This window comes from Phaeodactylibacter sp. (assembly GCF_022763345.1).
Taxonomy (GTDB): Bacteria; Bacteroidota; Bacteroidia; order Chitinophagales; family Saprospiraceae; genus Phaeodactylibacter.
This window is the reverse complement of record NZ_JALEGS010000035.1, coordinates 35,436-54,662: the sequence shown is the minus strand read 5'-3', so window position 1 is coordinate 54,662 and position 19,227 is coordinate 35,436. Positions and strand designations below refer to the sequence as shown.

Annotated in this window: 16 protein-coding genes; 9 read left to right on the top strand and 7 right to left on the bottom strand. The window is 40.8% G+C overall.

Going from position 1 to position 19,227, the window contains the following annotated elements; genetic code table 11:
* Nucleotides 1-65: 65 nt before the first annotated feature.
* Nucleotides 66-464, bottom strand: a complete 399-nt coding sequence (locus MRY86_RS09555) for a hypothetical protein (RefSeq protein ID WP_293571376.1) — start codon at nt 462-464, stop codon at nt 66-68.
* A complete protein-coding gene (gene mobF, locus MRY86_RS09550; protein ID WP_293571375.1) occupies nt 442-3,267 on the bottom strand; it encodes a MobF family relaxase in 2,826 nt (941 codons plus the stop codon). The genes MRY86_RS09555 and mobF overlap by 23 nt, the downstream gene beginning before the upstream one ends.
* A gap of 184 nt (nt 3,268-3,451) precedes the next feature.
* Between mobF and MRY86_RS09545 the strand changes: the two genes are divergently transcribed.
* Together MRY86_RS09545 and MRY86_RS09540 are read left to right on the top strand one after the other, a co-directional pair.
* A complete protein-coding gene (locus MRY86_RS09545; protein ID WP_293571373.1) occupies nt 3,452-4,981 on the top strand; it encodes a TraM recognition domain-containing protein in 1,530 nt (509 codons plus the stop codon).
* Between the two features lie 2 nt (nt 4,982-4,983).
* A complete protein-coding gene (locus MRY86_RS09540; protein ID WP_293571371.1) occupies nt 4,984-5,904 on the top strand; it encodes a hypothetical protein in 921 nt (306 codons plus the stop codon).
* 3 nt (nt 5,905-5,907) lie between these two features.
* Here MRY86_RS09540 and MRY86_RS09535 read toward each other — a convergent pair whose 3' ends face one another.
* The gene (locus MRY86_RS09535; protein WP_293571370.1) at nt 5,908-6,123 is read right to left on the bottom strand and encodes a hypothetical protein; all 216 of its coding nucleotides are present in this window, start codon (nt 6,121-6,123) and stop codon (nt 5,908-5,910) included.
* Between the two features lie 173 nt (nt 6,124-6,296).
* Here MRY86_RS09535 and MRY86_RS09530 point away from each other — a divergent pair, with 173 nt between their 5' ends.
* Nucleotides 6,297-6,848 carry a hypothetical protein gene (locus MRY86_RS09530; RefSeq protein WP_293571369.1) on the top strand — a complete coding sequence of 184 codons (552 nt, stop codon included), beginning with the start codon at nt 6,297-6,299 and terminating at the stop codon, nt 6,846-6,848.
* A gap of 30 nt (nt 6,849-6,878) precedes the next feature.
* Nucleotides 6,879-8,510, top strand: a complete 1,632-nt coding sequence (locus tag MRY86_RS09525) for a tetratricopeptide repeat protein (RefSeq protein ID WP_293571368.1) — start codon at nt 6,879-6,881, stop codon at nt 8,508-8,510.
* Here the strand turns inward: MRY86_RS09525 and MRY86_RS09520 are convergent, their stop codons facing one another.
* On the bottom strand, nt 8,511-8,933 hold the full coding sequence (locus MRY86_RS09520) for a type II toxin-antitoxin system VapC family toxin (protein ID WP_293571367.1): 423 nt from the start codon (nt 8,931-8,933) through the stop codon (nt 8,511-8,513).
* Nucleotides 8,930-9,169, bottom strand: coding sequence for a hypothetical protein (locus tag MRY86_RS09515; RefSeq protein ID WP_293571365.1), 240 nt, complete (start codon nt 9,167-9,169; stop codon nt 8,930-8,932). The genes MRY86_RS09520 and MRY86_RS09515 overlap by 4 nt, the downstream gene beginning before the upstream one ends.
* A gap of 390 nt (nt 9,170-9,559) precedes the next feature.
* Between MRY86_RS09515 and MRY86_RS09510 the strand changes: the two genes are divergently transcribed.
* A complete protein-coding gene (locus MRY86_RS09510; RefSeq protein WP_293571363.1) occupies nt 9,560-10,096 on the top strand; it encodes an antirestriction protein ArdA in 537 nt (178 codons plus the stop codon).
* Nucleotides 10,097-10,141: 45 nt separating this feature from the next.
* Here MRY86_RS09510 and MRY86_RS09505 read toward each other — a convergent pair whose 3' ends face one another.
* The gene (locus tag MRY86_RS09505) at nt 10,142-11,212 is read right to left on the bottom strand and encodes an ATP-binding protein (protein ID WP_293571361.1); all 1,071 of its coding nucleotides are present in this window, start codon (nt 11,210-11,212) and stop codon (nt 10,142-10,144) included.
* A gap of 2 nt (nt 11,213-11,214) precedes the next feature.
* Nucleotides 11,215-13,776, bottom strand: a complete 2,562-nt coding sequence (locus MRY86_RS09500; protein WP_293571359.1) for a hypothetical protein — start codon at nt 13,774-13,776, stop codon at nt 11,215-11,217.
* Nucleotides 13,777-14,059: 283 nt separating this feature from the next.
* Between MRY86_RS09500 and MRY86_RS09495 the strand changes: the two genes are divergently transcribed.
* The 4 genes from MRY86_RS09495 (at nt 14,060) to MRY86_RS09480 (ending at nt 19,218) form a co-directional block, all read left to right on the top strand.
* On the top strand, nt 14,060-14,620 hold the full coding sequence (locus tag MRY86_RS09495) for a recombinase family protein (protein WP_293571358.1): 561 nt from the start codon (nt 14,060-14,062) through the stop codon (nt 14,618-14,620).
* A 68-nt stretch (nt 14,621-14,688) separates the two neighbouring features.
* Complete coding sequence (locus MRY86_RS09490) at nt 14,689-16,383, top strand: DUF262 domain-containing protein (RefSeq protein WP_293571356.1); 1,695 nt, start codon at nt 14,689-14,691, stop codon at nt 16,381-16,383.
* A gap of 149 nt (nt 16,384-16,532) precedes the next feature.
* Complete coding sequence (locus MRY86_RS09485; RefSeq protein ID WP_366145562.1) at nt 16,533-18,080, top strand: class I SAM-dependent DNA methyltransferase; 1,548 nt, start codon at nt 16,533-16,535, stop codon at nt 18,078-18,080.
* Nucleotides 18,073-19,218, top strand: a complete 1,146-nt coding sequence (locus tag MRY86_RS09480) for a restriction endonuclease subunit S (protein ID WP_293571352.1) — start codon at nt 18,073-18,075, stop codon at nt 19,216-19,218. The genes MRY86_RS09485 and MRY86_RS09480 overlap by 8 nt, the downstream gene beginning before the upstream one ends.
* The last annotated feature ends 9 nt before the right edge of the window (nt 19,219-19,227 follow it).

Sequence of the window (19,227 nt, the reverse complement as noted above, 5' to 3'; positions counted from 1 at the left end):
GCGTCTTTGAATAGATTTAGGGTAGAATAAGACGTGCCAAGTCGCGATTTTGAGAGAAAAAATACCTACTGAAAATCCTCAAAGCGAATGGATGAAACCTGCACCTCATCTTTCTCTACGTCGGTGAACGAGCTGTCAGGTTCCTTGATCCAGATGACGCGATGTTGAATGATATTATCGAATAGCTGTTGTAGGTTTTTCCCTACGATTATGACCTGTATTCGGGTTGTGCACAATTGTATTTCTGTGTCGCCATTGTATTCCATTGGTGATACAAGGTCGTGATAATGGATAGCCTTTTGTTCTCCGAGCGCAGTTGTGAATTTGAGAGCTACGGACATACCGTCGCGTTCATGAGCGAGGCCGTAAAACGGATTATTTCCTAAACCTTTTACAGCAGCAGATGAACCGTGCTTATAGCGGAGAAACTCAGGTATGGATTTACTTTGTTCTGACTGGTGCATTCTTCACTGGTTGAGGTGGTTTAGGAATCATGCTGATCACTTTATCCTTTTGATTTTGCCACTTATTTCCGACGCTTTCAAGCTTAGATTTTCCTGCCCGATAAATGGAGCCGATCACTTTAAGCTTGTCTTTTATGCCCTTCTCTTGTGATTGTTGTTGAGAGGCGAGTTCGGATGCAGTCATCCGTTGTGCGGAACGCTGGACGGATTGCATCAAACCCTGTTTATCATCGGTATGGATGGAGATTTCAAACTTTCCCCTAGAAGCGGAAACGTAGAACTGCTCTTTACTTGCAGCTCTTCCGGTCATGGAGGATTGCATCAATATCACACGGTTGACGGATTTTCCCTGAGAGGCAGGAGAGGTGGTATAGTAACCATGAGTTAGGTTTCCAAAGTGTCGGTCGAGGGTCACATCATTCCTGCCCGTGGAGGCAATGATATTTCCTTTCTTGTCAAATCCTTTTACTGTGAGGGTGTTCCCGTTATTGAGACGTTTTTTCTCATTAGAAAATCCGTTTTGAGTAATTCTAATCTGGTCGCCAACCGCAAGAGGTGTTGCCGCTAAACGATACACGGAAAACTTACTAGCTGCTTCTAGGGGCAACGTTCTTTCCTCTTTTCTGTCAGGAGTGGTGACACGTATTGCGCCGTTTTCGTCTTTGCCTAAAACCTGGTACTTAGTGCCACGTTTTATACCGCCCTTTACATTTTGATGGAATTGTATGACTAGTCCTTTCTGATAATTCGTTGGGTCTTGCTTTTCTGCGTCGGTCAGGGACAGGTTTTGCTGAGTGGTATAAATCCGCTCCTTTCCACGGATTACGCCTTCTTTCTTTAACTTCTCTCGGATAGTGTGAGTGACAGCTTTTCCTTGTTTATGAGTAGTAGCTACGATGAGCACATTCTCCTTTTGTTTGAGAGCTTCAGCGTATTCTTCAGCTACATTTTCGCGGGCTTCTGTAAAGCTGTCCGCTTCTCTAATAGCTCCCATCTCATCCAGCGTTTGTAAACCGTTTTCCAGGTTTCCGCCAGATATGGATTTTATGGCACTTCTATAAACCTCATTTTTCTGGCGTTGGATCTTCGTGATGGTAGCAGCTTTGATGCCGCCGAACTGCTCAATGATCCGCAGCGCATCCCCCCTTTCTACGGAGCCATGCTGTTTTATATCACCCGTCAACAGAATACGGGCATTCTGCTTTTCGGCTACTTCGATAATACGGTTCATGGTCTGATTGCCGACCATGCCTGCTTCATCTATCCAGATGACCCCGTCTTTCACATCGGCTTGCAGCTTTTCACTTTGGAGTAATTCCGCAATGGTGGTGGCGTTTTTAAAACCGTCACCACGTTGAACTTCACGCGAAGCGGCAGAAGAGGGGGCGAAGGCACCGAAAGCGATTCCCTGTTCGCGTACTCCTTCAGCAACTTCTTTGATCGACCAGGTCTTTCCTGTGCCGGCACCACCGGCAACAACGGTGATGAAGTCACGGGAATTAAGCACATGCTGCACGGCTCCGGCCTGTTCAGCAGTCAATTGCTCATTCTTTATCTCATAATCGGGATTGAGCGGCTTGAATGTACCACGACCGTTACGGGATTTATCTCGTAGTATTTGCTCTTCTTTTACCGATTCACGGGTCGTATAGATGGTTTCTTCCGTTTTACTATCCTTGCCTTTGAGAAGGTCTTTACGGCTTTCCAGAGCCTCTCTAATAGCCTCTGGTGTAGCTGCTCCCATGCTCCGCTTGAGAGCTAATGTCATCAGCTCTTTATCCGTAGCAACAGACTTTCTTTCTAGTGCATGATCAAGTGCATAGGTAACTGCTTCATCAGGCGTTATTCCTTTTTTCTTTTCAATAGCACTACCCTTCCCAAGCGTCCAGGTACCACCGCTAGAGTTGTCGCTCTTAGCGTTGCGTATCAACTCCATTTCGGCAGTAGTGAGGCGAGAAGCCCACTGCTGCCGCAGCTCATCCCGGCTATAGCCGGTGCGCTTGCCTGCTCTGGTTTTGGCTCCGAGTTCGGCTCTGTCTTCTTCGTAAGTCAAGCCTAACTCGTCGGCTTTATCATTGATCTGGCGGGTACGATTGGAGAACTTGTCAATGGTGGAACGACCAAAACCGGCAAGTTCAAAATCACGTTCATTGCGCTCAATTTGGTAGCCGACAGCTTGCAGCCTATCTGCTAATCGTGAGTTGAATACAGTCTCAAAATAGGACGCATTACGTTTGATGTCACCAAATTGAGCAGCCTTTATCTTTCCTTCTTTTTTGTCGTAAGTGGCATTGAATACAAATACATGCTGGTGTAAATGTGGGTCAGGAATACCGCCAACTGGTCTTGCATCGGTATGTGTGAATGTTCCCCAGAGTAGATTTGCTGTATTCCGATTTGTATTTTTTCCGCGTGCTCTTACCCTTGTAGCAGCACTTTCTTCGATCTCATTCATGGTGGTATTTACGGCCTCATCAAATGCTCGAAGAATGTCTTTATCTTTGGTCTGAGCATAGACTATCGAGACGGATTTAGGAACGGAGAAAGTGAAGTCATATCCGACCCGTCGCGAGCTTGAATTACGCGCTGTCAATTGTTCGCCGGAGACCGGATTCTGGTTCTCGGCAATAGCTGCAAATTCATCTCTTTTTACGTCGCCGTGGAGGCCGATTCGCTCTGCTAATCGACCGCGCCATTGACCGATTATTTCGCCCTTCTCGGCGTAATAATCTGATTTAGTCAAACCCTCGCTAAAGTATTTAGTGGCACCGGATGCGGACTTACTTACGGTAATTCTTAGCATGTTTTAGCTCGTTTTGACTAGTTTAAATTTTAGTTACAGGCGTCTCCCCTTAGCACAGCTAGAGGACTTATTCGCAAGGTAGCAGTGATTGAAAATCAGTGCAATAGGGTGAATTTGGAAAACGCGGGAAAACTGGAACGGGGAGAAGCCGATAGTACTATTTCGGTCACTACAAAGAGTAGATTTGAGATCAGCTATTTTGCTGATGAAAGAAAAAATCTCAAAGAGAATGACAAGAAAGTTTAGTAAAAAGGTCACTGATCTTGACCATCCATTGATCGCTTTTTCAGACCATCCTGATGACATCTGGACGGTACGTGATGCCGTGCGAGGAGTGCAGATTTTTGGAGGCATCGGGTCGGGCAAAACTTCGGGCAGTGGCCGAGCATTAGCGATGTCTTTTTTACGCTCAGGATTTGGCGGAATAATTCTAACCGGCAAGGTAGATGAAACGGAGTTGTGGATTGAATATGCTAAGCAAACAGGTCGTAGCAAAGACCTCTTGATCTTTAGCGAACAGAGTAAGTATCGTTTCAATCCCCTAGAGTATGAGTTGACCAGAGAAGGAGAGGGAGCAGGTCAAACTGAGAACCTTGTAGCTCTCTTTACTTCCTTAGCGAAAATGGGCAATCGTTTAAATGGAGGAGGTGCCGGTTCCGGCGATGATCCTTTCTGGGATATGGCATTACAGAGACTCATCAAAGCCTCAATTGATCTGCTAAAACTATCCAGGCAAGACATCACGGTGGCGAACATTACCAAGGTCATTCGTGAGGCTCCGACAGGACAAGATTATCGTAATGATTACAACCAGCTTGTGGGGCTCAGCAGCGATGGAAACGAAGAAGCCTATAACAATCTAAATGAGTGGGCAAATAACAGTTACACTATCTACTGCATGGTATGGGCAGAGAACCAAGAATTGAATAAACAAGACAGTACTACTTTAGAGGTGGTTAAGGGATACTTCCTTACTGATTTTGCTATTCTGGCTGAAAAGACTCGTAGCTCCATTACAGAGTATTTCTATGCTTTTGCGAGTCCTTTTCGTTCAGGCTTACTGGCTGAGTATTTTGCTGGAACCACCAGCGAAGAGATTTTGCCGGAGGTAACCTTTGAAGGAAAAATTATCGTTCTGGACTTCCCGATAAAGAAGTACTTGCAATTAGGTATTTATGCCCAGTCAATCTATAAGAGATTATGGCAACAGGCAGTAGAACGTAGGGACACAAAGAAGTACCCTGTGCCCGTATTCATGTGGGTAGATGAGTCACAATATTTCCTCAGCGAAGAGGATATGATGTTTCAAACAACAGCCAGGAGTTCGAGAGCATGTACGGTTATGCTGTCTCAGAACATCTCCAATTACTATGCTACGATTGGCGGTAAGCATCCACAACAAAGAGTGAATTCCTTACTTGGTAACCTTGCCACTAAGATTTTCCATGCCAACAACGACTATGTCACGAATGAATGGGCAGCAAATACCATCGGAAAGACCTTTCAGATAAAAACAGCTTCAAGCGTATCGTCTCAAAACGATTCAATTTCCGTTAGTGAGGCACTTCACTTTCAAGTCGAACCGCAGGAGTTTACACTGTTACTCTCCGGATCGGAGGTTAATGATTTTGATGTGGAGGCTTATGTGACTAGTGCCGGTAAGCGATGGAGTAATGGTGCTAATTTTATTAAGGCAGTATTTAAACAAAAATAATCATGAGATATAGAACTCGAACCGGTAAACCATTATCTGATCACGCAGTAATTGGCCAATTAGGTGATAGTACAAAGGGAATTCTTAGCGGTTCTCCTAGTGCAACGGGAGGTCTTATTTCTTCCCTATTCAGTTACTTTATTGGTATATCTGCCTTTATCACTAAATCCTTTTTGAGGACTAGGCTTGGAGAGCGTAGTTTTGGTTTCTTAACAATAATACTCGTTTATTTCATCGTACTACTCATTAACCTTACCCCTGCTGCTTACGCACTGAACGTACAGTACATGCTTGGCAGAGGATTGCAGGAGGTATTTGGGTTGAAGATTCTAGCGGCTGTAACCGCCCCCTTCGCTGTTCCCTATTATATCTATGTTGGCGGGAACGACTATCCGGGATTTAGTCCGCAATTGCCATACTCGCTATTAGTTCTAGTTTCAATAGTTATAATTCTTGGAATTGGTCATCTTGTAAGCGTATATACAAGAAGAGCGAAAAATGAGGTCATCCACTCTAATTATAGCGGTGATAGTGTGTTCTTTGGTTGGCTTTCAGGAAAGCAAATAGGAGATTTTGAATTTACCCCCATCAGAATTCGGATGCTCGTTGAGCCTTTCGCCGTTCTTGTACTTGCTTATCTAATCAAACAGTATCTAGGATATTCCGATTTGGCGTTTGTGTTAGCGGTAAGTGCGGTGTGTCTATTTCTTGAAGAATATCGTTTGTATGTAGAGAATAGGCGATTCATTCTAGACCTACTTGATGGCCATTTAGATGCTGCGTATGCAGGTCAAGTGCAAGAAGAACATGGGCTTACCAATAAAAATTCCGCCAAGAGCTATACAGCATCGATTGGCGGAACTAAAAATCGGCAAAAGGAGCCTAGAGGTAGTACTAGTAATTATAGAGCAAAAGTGCTTTAAAGATTAGCGGGTCAAACTTCGTTCATCCCTGGAAAGAATCCGACCTCGTTGGTTTTCACTCGGATTAGGAACGCGCGAACGCTGAACACCGGCGGTGTAGCTTTGGCTAGCTCCTTTGGCAAGGATAGCTTGACTTTGAATTTTTGGTCCTCTGCGGACAGTGCTCTCGATTTGCTTCCGCATATTTTTCTTTGGCGGAATAATGATCTTCTTTGCCATGTTGGTAAAGTTTGTGGTTAAGAAATATGCCTACAAATTATCCTTGGTAAGGCGTATTTCTAAGGGATCGAGGCATTCGGTTTTGGGTCTTCCGGAGTTTTCCGAAATAGTCTCAAGAGCGTTAACCATTTCTTTACTAATTGATGGTATAATGGCTGCGAACAAGGAGATGTATGGTGCCAGGAAGAACTAAAGAGCAATTACAACAGATTTATGAAGACCTATTAATAGTGAGAGAGGTAATCAATGAACTCCATGAGCTGGGCGAACTTTGGCCTACGCCAATGAATGGCAAAACTTGGGAAGAGGAAAAAAATGAGCACTACTTTGCTGGTATCAATGCGATGACTGACTTGATCCGCTCGGGTAGAATTAAATCATGTGAGATGATTTCAGGTTGTGAAGGGTGGGTTCAAGTATTGCAAAACCAAAGAACGAAAACAGGCTTTTGGAACCACTACGCATGGGAATATCATTCCAGCTCTGTTAGGTCAATCAACAATGACACTATTTCCATTGACGAACTGATAAATGACTTAGAGTTAGCCGGAAGGGGTAGATTGTCTGAAGAGCAATTAAATCAGCTAAATGAGAATATTAATAGTTTTGGTGATTCAGCTTGTGACCCAAGAGCTATGCTGGAAAATCGTGGAAATTCGATTGAATCAGAGAACAATTTTTCACTACCTAAAGTGAATAATGTAAATTGTCATTTTAAGGTATAAAATCCAAGAAGTTTTTTAAAACATCAATGAATGATTCTTTTACAAGGCAATCTGAGTCCTGGAGCTAACACTCCGCTGATGAGTTGGATTCTACTTTTTCTGATAGTTGGCATAGTAGTTTACAGAATTTTAATTTATCCGAGACTAAATCGTACAACACCCAAGAAAGGGGTGTCAGAAGACAAAGTCCAAAAAGGAAAAAGTTCTCCCTTAGAAAATAAACTTGGCAGCCTAGTAAAGGGACTTGATGGCCAGCTTATTAATTCTGCCCGCTTTGAATCCCCATTATTGGCTGCAATTTTCACTAAAACACCATTGCAGCTTACCATTGCTGCTTTGATATTTATCATCTTTCTTTTCATTTGGGGGGAATGGCAAGCTGGCTTGATAATGCTAGGAATAGTTGCTTTGGTTCTTTTGTTTCATTCCATCAGATACATTTCTATATGGAGAAAAGAAGAAGGTGGTAAGGATATTCTTAACGGATTATATTGGTACTATAAGGATGCACAGAAAAGCCTGGACTATCTAATTAAAGCAAGCGAAGCTAATGATGATCCTTTTATAGCGAGCCTGATAGCTAAAAAACTTGATAAAATAGAGTCACTTAAGCCAGAAGAAGAAAGGGAGTATTCAGAAGCCATCAACTGGTATGAGCAAGTAGTCAACAACCCGAGATATGATATTAGTGGTTCTCTGGACACTTTAATTTGGTTGAAAATTGGCGAAGGTGAGTATGAAGATGCACTTCATTATTTGACCATCCTACAAAGCAAATATGAGGTTCAATCTCCAAAGGAATATTCAGCCGCATATTTGGGATTGGCCGAGAAGCGTGAGTTCCAGTGTGATGTACAGGAGGCAATTGAATATTATGAAAAGGCACTAGAGATAGACCAAGCAGTGAATCCTTACTTGCATTACGAAATTATTAGTAAGCTCACATTTCTGTATGGTCAGATCGGAGATTTTACACAGTCCAAAGCCAAGGCAAATCAATTATTGAAGCTCTACCTTGAAGGCAAATATAAAATAGGCTTCCGTGAGTTCATCGAAGAGGCCTCCTATCCATTTAAGAGCACTTCGGATATTGATGGGTTTGTCTTAATGCTATCCGAGGGATTAAATGCCAATGCTACTGAAGACATATCGATAGAGTTCAAATCATATCTCGCTGCGTTTTTGCGTGCAGCGGGGAGACCCCAACAAGCAGAGGTTTTTGAACAAGATTTACTTCAGAACCACGGCAAAAAACTGTCTGCTGATATCCAAAGAAAAGGTAATCAACCGAACTTACTTCACACCAGTGAAGGCAAATGGGATTGGGATCAAGTTATAGCTATTTGCGATGAGGCAATACAGGAGAGTCAAGGTGATAAAACTTACTATTATCGAAGCTTGATTAAAGCTCTTTTCTACAAACGGAACTCGAAGGAAGCCCTTGATAATTTAGATACCCTTATTGGATTAAAAATGAACGATAGCAGTATCTATTTTTCCGATGAGGATTTTCGCCTCTTCGCTAACTTATATCAAGCTGGTTGCCAGAATGACAAGGCTATTGAGGTCTATAAAATGTGGCTAGCAAGTGAAGAAAAAGGCTCATCTATTGGGGAGGATAAAGTTAGGTGGATCGAAAGTAGAATAAAACAATTGAGTTGATTATCCTATTTCATAAGGATTAATCACCTTCAAGCCCTCAAACTCGAAATCCTTAACATTTCTTGTGGCGAGACAAGCTCCGCGCCCTAGAGCGATTCCGGCAATTTGTACATCTCGAATGTCACAGTTCCTGCCATTCCGTTTTTGCTCGGCATTTAATTCCCCAGCGGCTATTGCGGCATTAGCATCGAACTCTATTATTCTTTGGGGAAACTTCTCCCTGAGCATTCGGTTGAATGAATTCTGCAATATTTCTTTTTTCCTGCCATCAGGCATTAAGTTGAGACCGAACTGAATTTCATAAACGGAAATGGCATTCTGCCAGATCAGTTCTCTGCCGGTAGAGTTGTACCACTTCATTACATTGGGTTCAGGCTCCGTCTTCATTATTTCGGAGACAATATTTGTATCCAATATTATCATTCATCCTCGAACGGATTACGAGTTGTAAAGCCTTTCTGTTCTTCGATTTCGAAGTCTAGTCCCACTTCCTTAAAGTATTCAGCTAACTCAGTACCAAAACCTGTCTCCTTTTTCGAAACCGCATTCTTGATAATTTGACGTACTTCTTCTTCCATGCTATGCCCATGTAGCTTGGCATTCATAGCAAGTAGGTCTTTCACGTTATCGTCTAAATTTCTTACGATGATCTGTGCCATCACACAACTCCTTCATTTATCGGTATATGATAGCACGGACTTAAATCGATAGCAAGAGAAATCGTCAGTGTTAAGGCCGTCAGTCCAATACATTGAAGACGACAAATGTCAATTCGGTTAAGCTTTGCAAGATGAGAGTAAACGGTGATGATTTTTATTCCAGCCGTTATGGTTCCCTAATTTGGGTATTGGATCATTCTTCCCTTTTTCAGCTGCACTAAGATACATCTTGTCTCACCCTCTGCAAGGCACGCTTCGTCTTAGACCATCAATTTTTTGGGACAAGCCGCAATAAATGGCTGTTCTTTCCTTGCACAGGGTTCACCTTCACTGATTCTAGGTTCCGCAAAAAGGGCAGATGCCCAATTACCAACTTAACAAATAGGAACCATGTCAAATCAGAAAAAATCATCATCAGACACTTATCAAATCTACATCGCTTCTTTATCCGACTATAATGCTGGTATTCTTCACGGTAAGTGGGTTGATGTCGAAGGTCTCACCGCTGACGAGATTCAAGAAGAAATCAACGAAATTCTCCGCACCAGTCCATACACCAAGCAATACGGTGAAGTAGCCGAAGAATGGGCTATCCACGATTTTGAACTAGGTGGTATCCGCATCTCCGAATATGAAAGCCTGGACACTATCGTCAGCATAGTAGAAGCACTAGCCGAACACGGTGAAGCTTTTGCGATTTATTACAACAATGTCGACAACCTGGAAATAGCCAGCAACAACTTTGAAGATGCCTATTTAGGTGAGTATGACTCTTTCCTAGACTACGCCACCGAAAGCTTTGATGAACTTTATGCACACTCCATACCTGAAGGCTTAAGCATCTACATTGACTACGAAGCCTATGCCCGCGACCTTGACGCAGAAGGTTATTTCATCGAAGATGGTCATGTATTCCGTCCTGTTTAGGGCGGATTACTAATGGGCTTCCTGCTTAATGGAGGGTCTTCAATTCTAGCTGGCACTGGCAAGTTTATATTTCGCTGAAGCTTTTCCATCAATTTGATTCACAATATCAATTAAGTAGCTCAGCTTATCGCAAATTTCACTAATAGACATGGTATGTTCCGCATTCAGAACATAACCTGACCTGAAGTACTGTAGAAATTTTTCGTCGACAATTCCATTCCTATGAGAATACAGGTGCCTTATTTGCAGCAATTTCTCAACCTCATCTTCCATGCTCTTGTCAAATACATTTAGGTCACGAATCTGCTTGTTGTCTTTGATAAAGCCTTTTACACTACCCTTTTGAAGTTTATGCAGCTTTTGTTTAGACCAATATTTAACGAACTCTTGAAGGTCTGAACAATTCAGTACTTCTTCGATAGTCACGGTTTGAGTCGATTTTAAAGTCTCAGGTCGCGCCAGAAAAATCTCGTACAACAAATCCGAAAGATAGGTTTCAAAATTATCTACAAACGAAGAATACAACATTCGTGCTAGTACCTTGCCTTCAGCATTCTCTGTGGGAGTATTAGGATCACTTGGGTATAATTTATCTTCCAAGTCATCAATAAGTTTTAGGATATTCTGATAGTGTTCGATTAGTTTTACCTTGGATTCAGTAGCATCTTTTCTAGAAGTTTCTAGTTCATCATTAATCTCTTTGATCCTTTTGTATCCATTTTTCTTGAACTTTACCTCTGAAGCATTCAATAGCTTAGAAGTAGCTCCCTCTCGTACATAAGTCTTCCCTTCGAGAAGAATTATGGAATCAGCCTTTTCAACCTTTATTACATAAAGCTTTTTGCCTTGAACGGTAACGTATTGATATTGAACTCGTGGCTGTGGTGATAAGAGGTCTAAAGCTTTGTGTGTGATCGTATTGGCATGAAAATCTTCGCTTAATCCATTTACTTCGCCCAAGTCAGAAACGCCTAATATTATAAAACCTCCCTCGGCGTTGGCAAAAGAGCTTATCAACTGAGCAATATTTCTAGAAGGTGGTAGTACTGCCTTGTATTCAAGGCTAATGCCTTCGGGTTGCCCAACGAGCTGTGTTATTTCTTGGTTGATGTCCATGCCTAAACTGGAATTTTATTGATACCCGTAGTTTTTAAAATTCTACCAAGGGTAAGATGCCTTGGTGTCTCCCGTCCATTATCTATCCATAATTCAGCTTCTGCAAAATCTAAGGTGTCTTTTTCTGAACTATAGTAAATGATCACCTCACCGTTATCAGATGGGCGAACTACTACTAAGATAGATACTCCATTCTTTTTGATTCCTCCTAATACGGTAGTGGCTAGTTCTTCCAGTTCTTCACAATCATACTGTGGGTGCTGTTTCAAGTGAGCAATGATGTTAGTCTTTGCTCTTGTGATAAGGTTTTGAGCATACAGGAAGGCACTGAAATTCGGTTTTGAAGCATGAAACAGGTCTGCAAGGTCCTTATCTTTTAGGGCTTCTTCAAGCTCATCAATTGAGCTTATCCCTAAGCTAGCTAAGACCTCTTTAGTAATTTCAACCTTTGCAGGCCTATTCTTTTGGCTGTTTGTTGAATTTGCTAAAAGGCTTTTCAACTCCTCGACACTTTTTAGGTTGAATTCTTTCAATAACCCAGAAAACTCATCTGCTATTTTGATCTTTTCGAGTAGTTGAGGATTTTCATCGACAGCTTGAGCTATCTTTGACAATTGAGCTAAGTCAGTTTTGCTTCTCATCACTTTGTATAGACTATCTTTATCGCTGATAGTGTTCATGAAAAGCTCTGCTCTTTTCCTATATAACTCTGAGAATAAATCTTTGCCCAGGTCAGGATGATTGTAGTCAAACCATTCAGACAATAGGCTTATTGCCTGTTTGTAATTATCTCCCCGATCTCTTGTATTCTTAAGAATTTCTGTTATCCGATTAGATATATCCTTTTTTTCCTTTACTTGATACTTCCCAAAACCTACTGATTTATGAAGAAGAAGCTCTTTCCAGTCTTCATTTAACAAGAGCAGTATTTCGATCAACTCATCATCATTTATTTTATCAATAAACAATTCAGCTCGCTTATGAAACTTACCATACATGTTAGGAATAATAGCACTCCTTTCAAAAAGTATTTGGTTAGTCTCATCTTCCAGAATGAATGCCACAAAACGGTTAAGCCATTCTATAGCCTCGTTTTCTTCCACATCTAGGCTTGTTGCCAGTTTTGACAACTCACCTAGTTTCTCAACGTCAGAAACTAAATCTGCATAGGTTAATATGTTCCAATCTTTCCAAGATAAGTGACTCCATTCTTTTGTATGATTTCTTCTACAGACACTCTCTGGGAAAAGATCATAGCAGAATTCCCATATCTTATCTCGGACACCATCAGGATAAGATTTATGAGGGAACCACAACTCTTTTATTGCTTTTTTGCCAAGTTCTTTATCTTCAAGCTCAACTAGATTAGCATTTAGAAGAAGTTCTCGAATTGGATTTTGAATATTGACCTTAAACCACTCTTCGTCAAAGTAATTCCGATTAGTTGCAGGTATTCTGCTCTCTGCTATGTTATAAAGGTTGAAATAAGGCTTTGTAGAAATATTCGAAATAAGAGTTTTGTACAACTCCGTTGCTTTTTTAAGCAACCGTCGATTTTCTGCTACTTCATCGTCATCGTCTCCTTTGAGCCAAATACCATCCCGTTCAGTTTGTGGATTAAAATAGAAGCTGTTGATTATGACAGGAAAGTGAAACGACTCAGTACCAATCAACGGAAAATCGCAAAATAGTTTTGGAATATTTTTGATGTCCCCGATGACATACCCTTCTTGGTTTGTTTTTACTATCGTTGCAATGGAAACTTCTTGATCAGAAATATTTAGAACTAGAATAGAGTTCTCTATAAAATTTTCAATCCTAGATATTGAGGCGATTAAGCCATCCTCCAAAGAACCGTTGGGCTTATATAGTACATCTTTGTTATCAATGCGGTCGATAATCCTCACGCTTTCAATTTGTGGAACAAATACTAGAACAAAAGGAACTAACTCCTTAAATTCTTCGATCCCAATTTTGGCAATCTTCTTTTGTTCATCTGATTTTAGCTCATAGCGGAAAGAAGTATTTAAAGTTGATTGATTATAGCTCCCATTTAGTTTTTCCACAGAGCGATGAAATCTATCCCATGCTTTCTCAATATTGGGAACTAGATGTCCTGTAGTTTTTCCTGTTCTATCAAGGGGAAACTCAAAGCTGTAAAGCTCTTTATTATTCGTTTTTACGATGCCCTTGATGTCTATTACCCTTGAAAGTAAGTGGGTTGTTATGAAGCCTGTCCCAAACCTCCCCGTATTTTTACTGATTTCCCCTTCTTCTACTTCTTTGGAGGATATTTGATTAATAATTCCTCTTACATCCTTCTCCGTGAAAGGAAGTCCATTATGACTGAAAATGACAGAATCATTTGTGATTTCAATCTGCACAGCCACCTTTCTGCCTTGGCATTCAGAAATACTGTCTTTAGCATTCTGAAGAAGTTCCCATACCCATCTTCCTCTATTGTTTTCGACCGTTTTTTCTATGTCATGCAAACGCTTAATTATCTTATCTGCTATTGAGCGATTGCCATCCTCTTTCCTTCCTTGTTCAATAGACTCTATCATAATTTTGAAGATTGTAATTCCATTAAGTCTTTTATACGCAGTAATTATCAGTTTAGTTCCACCTTTATCCTATGAGAAACGAGATCGCAAAGATATTCTAGAATTGGAAGGTGATCAACTAGTTAGGTCTCTTATTAGACCGTCCGAAAAAACGACCGTTTTACCGGACACCGTATCCCCAAACTCCATTTTCCTTTTTTCTTTTCATTAGCTGTATAAAAAACTGGTCTACTTTATCAAAGTATGATAAAGCCGATAGTGAACCCTTTTAGGAGACACTATCTTGAAGATCGGATACGCCAGAGTAAGCACCAAAGACCAAAACCTCTCTTTACAGAAAGATGCCTTGCAGAAAGAAGGCTGCGAACTCATCTTTGAAGAAAAAGCCAGCGGTGCCAAATCTGACCGGCCGGAACTTCGCAGGATGATCGACCAGCTCCGCAAGGGCGATATTGTCATTATATGGAAACTGGATAGACTAGGGCGGTCACTGCGAGACCTGGTTAACCTCGTTACCGAGATACAGGATAAAGGGGCAGGACTGAAATCACTCAATGACTCCATTGATACAACTACTCCACAAGGCAAGCTGACCTTTCATCTATTTGCAGCACTGGCTGAGTTTGAGCGTGACATCATCAGTGAGCGTACCAAAGCAGGGCTAGAATCTGCCCGTGCCAGAGGGCGAAAAGGTGGTCGCCCGAAGGGGCTTTCTAAAGAAGCGCAGGATAAAGCGATAATCGCCAAGTCTTTATACGATAAGGGAGATATGTCTGTAGCAGAAATCTGTAGGTATCTTAGTATTTCCAAAAGCACAATGTACAAGTACCTGAAAGCAGTATAAGGTAACTTTTGTGTAGATTTACTCGTATATCTATAACAGATTAATACGCGCAGAATAATAAGCATTTTATGACCCAGTCTAAGACATCTCTAGAGAATGTTCCAGTAAAGTATTCAGACCTGATAAGCGACATTGAGACAGGACAAGTAAAAATCCCACAATTCCAGAGGAAGTTTGTTTGGGGGATAAAGGCATCCGCAAAGTTGCTTGATAGTATTCTCAAAAAGTATCCTATTGGCACATTCATTTATTGGCGGACAAATGAACGTTTACGTTCTGTCCGAAACCTTGGGAGCATCGAATTACCTGATCCTACTCATGGAGAGTATGTTAACTATGTACTCGATGGCCAGCAAAGACTTACTTCTCTATATGCAGCAATGAAAGGAGTTCAAATTCGGGACGAGAATAATAAGCTGCTTGATTACTCTGAAATCTACATCGACTTGACGGCCAGTGAAGGCGATGAAATTGTAATCACCGAAATCGAAGGAAAAGGTGAATTCGACATAATAAGGCTTACCGACTTGATGGAGGGTGATTTTATGCTTTTAGCAAAATACCCTAGAGAACGTCATTCCATTCTGAAACGATACAAAGAAGCCATTCAATCCTATAATTTCTCGGTCATCAACCTGAAGAATGCTCCGATAGATGTTGCTACTGAAGTATTCACCCGATTGAATGTTGGAGGAAAAGCACTTACACTTTTTGAAATTATGGTAGCCAAGACCTACCATATCTTTGACCTTGAAGAAGGCGAAGAGCAACAGAAAGTGTTCGATCTGGCTGAAAAGTACGAAGCCCTTACTAATGAGCTAAAGGCATGTCATTACGAGACTGTCCCGTCGGCAACTATCCTTCAAGTGGTTGCCATCTTGTTAGAAAAAGACTGCACACGGAAGTCGATTCTCAAGCTCGACAAAATGAGGTTTATTGAGATTTGGGAAGATGCAACGGAGTGTATTAAGAGTAGTATCGACTTTTTCAGAAGCTATGGAATTGCTGTTGGACGTATCCTTCCTTATAATGCACTGATAGTACCATTTGCCTACTTTTTCCACCGTCATAAAAAGAATCCTAGCGGTGAAATGAAGAAACGCCTTGAAGATTTCTTCTGGCGCGCTTCTCTTGGATTTCGGTATTCGTCGGGCGTTGAAAGTAAGTTGGCTAAGGACATCGAAAAAATCGATAAGATTATCACAGGAGAGCTTCCAAAGTATGAATGGTCAGTCACAGTCAATGAAGAATTCGTGGAAGGCAACGGTCATTTCAGTACGGGCAAGTCCTTCATCAAAGCTATTCTATGTTTGTATGCAAAGCAAAAGCCAAAGTCTTTTGATAACAACCTCGATGTTATTATCGACAATAGCTGGCTAAAGATTGCTTCCAGTAGAAACTATCATCACTTCTTTCCAAAATCATGGATGGAGAAGAACTCGGATTCTGATTACTTTTTCGTTAACCACATTGTGAACATCACCATCGTAGATGGCTACCTCAATAAGAATACGATCAGAGCAAAGGCTCCTGCCAAATACATGACTGTATTTGCTGATAAAAACCCAGAGTTAGCATCTACTATGAAGACTCACTTCATTGATATTGAAGAAGATGGCATTTGGGAGAATGACTTCGCTAAATTCTTTGATAATCGACTCAGTCGCATAACTAAAGCTCTGGACGCCTTTATAATTAAGCAAGAACAAGATGCAGAAGAACTAGAGGTTTACGAAGATGTCGAGGAGACAGAAGAAGCCTGATTGGCAATTTGCGAAAAAATTTAACATTTTTGCTGATACATCCTATAACAGAAGCATCTATCAAATTTACTAGGAGCTAAGTTTTGACTGAATTAGATACTGAAGAAGAGATAAATGTTTCTGAGATCATTCTTGAATTTAAAGAAGACATGGCAAAAAACAAAACTGACGACAAACTTGAGTCGCTTGAGCAACAGCTCTGGAAGGCTGCGGATAAGTTAAGGAAAAACATTGATGCTGCTGAGTATAAACATGTGGTTCTAGGCCTCATTTTTTTGAAGTACATATCTGATGCTTTCGAAGAGCTATATGATAAGCTTAAGAAAGGGGAAGGAATTTATGAAGGGGCAGACCCCGAAGACAAGGATGAATATAAGGCCGAAAATGTCTTTTTCGTACCCATGTCAGCGAGGTGGAATTTTATACGGTCAAAGGGAAAGCAGCCGGATATTGGAAAGGTTATTGATGATGCAATGGTTGCTATAGAAAAGGATAACCCTTCTCTAAAAGGCGTTCTACCAAAGATATATGCGAGGCAAAACTTAGATCCTACAAGTCTAGGAGGGCTAATTGACTTAATAAGTAATATAGCCCTAGGAGATGCAAAGTCTAGAAGTGCTGATGTTTTAGGTCATGTTTTTGAATATTTTCTCGGACAGTTTGCTCTTGCCGAAGGTAAAAAGGGAGGCCAGTTCTATACTCCAAGAAGTGTAGTAGAACTCTTGGTTGAAATGCTGGAACCTTACAAGGGTAGAGTTTTTGATCCTTGTTGTGGATCAGGAGGGATGTTTGTTCAGTCGGAAAAGTTTGTGACTGAACATCAAGGAAAGATAAACGATATTTCAATCTATGGGCAGGAGAGTAATCTCACCACTTGGAGACTATGCAAAATGAACTTAGCAATTAGAGGAATTGATAGTTCCCAAGTGAAGTGGAATAATGAGGGGTCTTTTCTCAACGATGCCCATAAAGACCTGAAAGCGGATTATATTATTGCAAACCCTCCCTTCAATATTAGCGATTGGAGTGGCGATTTACTTCGAAAAGATGGCAGGTGGCAATATGGTATTCCGCCTACAGGAAACGCTAACTTTGCTTGGGTTCAACACTTCTTATATCATCTTTCCCCAAGTGGTTTAGCTGGATTTGTTCTTGCTAAGGGAGCTTTGACTTCAAACACGGGAGGAGAAGATAAAATTAGGAAAACACTTATTGATGAGGGTCTAATTGATTGCATAGTGAATTTGCCAACCAAGCTTTTCTTAAACACCCAAATACCTGCTTCACTATGGTTTCTTAGTAGAAATCGATCAAATGGAAAGTATAGAGATAGAAAAGATGAAGTCCTTTTTATAGATGCTAGAAATTTAGGTTATCTAATTAATCGTCGTACTCGTGAGTTTTCCGAAGCAGATATTGGAAAAGTTGCCGAGACATATCATAATTGGAAGCGGCTAGATGGTGATTACAAAGATATTCCAGGGTTTTGCAGCTCTGCATCTATTGAAAAGATAAAAGAATTCGAGTACGTTCTTACTCCTGGAAGATATATAGGGATACCAGATGATGATGATGAATTTGATTTTAACGAAAGATTCTTATCTCTTAAAAAGGAGTTCGAAGAACAAATTCAAGAAGAGGAAAAGCTCAATGAAATAATCATTGCTAACCTTAAAAAGATTAAAGTCAATGAGTGATTGGGAAGAAGGCTCTCTACAGGATATTGCTGAGATAGAAATGGGGCAGTCTCCTAAAGGGCATACGTGCAATAGAGAGGGAGTCGGGACACCCTTGCTTAATGGGCCCACGGAGTTTGGAATTAAGAATCCAGAGGCGATTCAATTCACAACTGATGCTAAAAAGTATAGCGTTCCGAATGATATTTTATTCTGCGTTAGGGGATCGACCACAGGTAGGATGAACTGGTCGGATAAAAAATATGCTATCGGAAGAGGGTTAGCTGCAATCAGACATAAAAAAGGAATAAAATATAAGTACTTTCTTAGGGCAGTAATAGAATATAATCTGCCGGTACTATTAAACAGTGCTACAGGGTCAACTTTTCCTAACGTTTCAAAAAGTCAATTAGAGGGACTTAAAATAAATATTCCTCCACTCTCAGAACAAGAAAGTATTTCATCTATTCTAAGTAGTCTAGATCAAAAACTGAATTTACTATATAATCAAAATATTACTTTAGAGTTGATCGCAGGCAATCTCTTTAGACATTGGTTCGTCGATCCCTCCGATGACAGTTGGGAAACACATAGAATAAAAGAGTATGTAATTCATCTAAAAAATAGCGTATCACCGTCCTCTAACCCAGATGTCTTGTTTTCACATTATAGCATTCCAGCATACGATAACGGAGGCGAGCCGAATTTGGAGTTAGGATCAGAAATTAGAAGTAGTAAATATCAGGTAACATCTAATACAATTCTTGTTTCTAAGTTAAACCCTCGTTTCCCAAGAGTTTGGCCTATTTATGGGAGCGTTGAACCAAATTCGATTTGCTCAACTGAGTTTCAGGTATTCAAACCCAAGAATCTAGACGTATTTCCTTTTTTGTATTATTTATTCAAATCAGATGCAGTTACGTCTGAGTTAGAGATGGCAGCCTCTGGTACTAGTGGTAGTCATCAGCGAGTTAGACCGAGCGTGATGCTAAATGTAGAATTTTCTATTCCTAACAAAAATAAAGCTATTGAGTTTTCTGGGATTATTAGGCCAAGTTTGGAAAAAATTAATCAAAACAAGACTCAAATGCAAACCTTGGAGAAACTAAGAAACACTCTTCTATCTAAATTGATTAGTGGAGACATAAAGGTAACCTAATCCCGTGTT

Excerpts from the sequence above, each read along its gene's own strand:
- MRY86_RS09555 (WP_293571376.1), bottom strand. The coding sequence starts at position 464 with ATGCACCAGTCAGAACAAAGTAAATCCATACCTGAGTTTCTCCGCTAT.
- mobF (WP_293571375.1), bottom strand. The coding sequence starts at position 3,267 with ATGCTAAGAATTACCGTAAGTAAGTCCGCATCCGGTGCCACTAAATAC.
- MRY86_RS09540 (WP_293571371.1), top strand. The coding sequence starts at position 4,984 with ATGAGATATAGAACTCGAACCGGTAAACCATTATCTGATCACGCAGTA.
- MRY86_RS09535 (WP_293571370.1), bottom strand. The coding sequence starts at position 6,123 with ATGGCAAAGAAGATCATTATTCCGCCAAAGAAAAATATGCGGAAGCAA.
- MRY86_RS09530 (WP_293571369.1), top strand. The coding sequence starts at position 6,297 with ATGGTGCCAGGAAGAACTAAAGAGCAATTACAACAGATTTATGAAGAC.
- MRY86_RS09525 (WP_293571368.1), top strand. The coding sequence starts at position 6,879 with ATGATTCTTTTACAAGGCAATCTGAGTCCTGGAGCTAACACTCCGCTG.
- MRY86_RS09520 (WP_293571367.1), bottom strand. The coding sequence starts at position 8,933 with ATGATAATATTGGATACAAATATTGTCTCCGAAATAATGAAGACGGAG.
- MRY86_RS09515 (WP_293571365.1), bottom strand. The coding sequence starts at position 9,169 with ATGGCACAGATCATCGTAAGAAATTTAGACGATAACGTGAAAGACCTA.
- MRY86_RS09510 (WP_293571363.1), top strand. The coding sequence starts at position 9,560 with ATGTCAAATCAGAAAAAATCATCATCAGACACTTATCAAATCTACATC.
- MRY86_RS09505 (WP_293571361.1), bottom strand. The coding sequence starts at position 11,212 with ATGGACATCAACCAAGAAATAACACAGCTCGTTGGGCAACCCGAAGGC.
- MRY86_RS09500 (WP_293571359.1), bottom strand. The coding sequence starts at position 13,776 with ATGATAGAGTCTATTGAACAAGGAAGGAAAGAGGATGGCAATCGCTCA.
- MRY86_RS09490 (WP_293571356.1), top strand. The coding sequence starts at position 14,689 with ATGACCCAGTCTAAGACATCTCTAGAGAATGTTCCAGTAAAGTATTCA.
- MRY86_RS09485 (WP_366145562.1), top strand. The coding sequence starts at position 16,533 with ATGGCAAAAAACAAAACTGACGACAAACTTGAGTCGCTTGAGCAACAG.
- MRY86_RS09480 (WP_293571352.1), top strand. The coding sequence starts at position 18,073 with ATGAGTGATTGGGAAGAAGGCTCTCTACAGGATATTGCTGAGATAGAA.